The sequence below is a fragment of the Jeotgalibacillus marinus genome (assembly GCF_040801915.1).
GTDB lineage: Bacteria > Bacillota > Bacilli > Bacillales > Jeotgalibacillaceae > Jeotgalibacillus > Jeotgalibacillus marinus.
The window spans coordinates 1-715 of record NZ_JBFMIA010000071.1; the positions used below are offsets into that span (position 1 = coordinate 1).

Here is a 715-nt window from a genome sequence, read left to right on the forward strand (position 1 = left end):
AACACCACCTTGCCAAGGTGGGGGTCGCGAGTTCGAATCTCGTCTTCCGCTCCATTTTTTTGGCGGCATAGCCAAGTGGTAAGGCAGAGGTCTGCAAAACCTTCACCACCGGTTCAAATCCGGTTGCCGCCTCCAAAACAAATTTTAATGTTTAGATTAAAAAAGTTTTAATTATATTTGTTTTTAATGACACTAGACGTGCCGATGTGGCGGAATTGGCAGACGCGCACGACTCAAAATCGTGTTCCTTCGGGAGTGCCGGTTCGACCCCGGCCATCGGTATCAAATAAACCTTACTTGATGATATCAAATGCATTAAATGGCATTTAGGTATTGTCTTTTTTTGTTTATCAACACGGCACATGGGTGTATTCCAAGCCGCTTTCTTACTCCGTGTGGGAAGGCGGTTTTTTGTGTTGAAAAAGAAAGTTAATGAATCTACTTCTTTTAGAAACTCACACTTACCTTTATACTTTTGTTATAACCTTCTGGATTATCACTTTCACCTAAGGTATTATTTACATATTCTGCAAGTAGATGTATAGTAGACCATTCTTTTTCGGTTAATCAAATATTTTCTTGTTTTTTTAAAAACTATTTTTCCTTATTGAAATCTATCGGAACATATGATATATTATTACTTGTCGAAAAGAACAAAACTGTCTAGTGATGATTGCGAAGAGGTCACACCCGTTCCCATGCCGAACACGGAAGT

General features: G+C 39.2%; 2 tRNA genes. Both read left to right on the plus strand.

The features are described 5' to 3' along the window. Window positions 1-61 precede the first annotated feature (61 nt). A tRNA-Cys gene (locus tag AB1471_RS16970) sits at window positions 62-135 on the plus strand. A 65-nt stretch (window positions 136-200) separates the two neighbouring features. Beyond that, window positions 201-282: transfer RNA gene (locus AB1471_RS16975), tRNA-Leu, on the plus strand. Window positions 283-715: the final 433 nt, after the last annotated feature.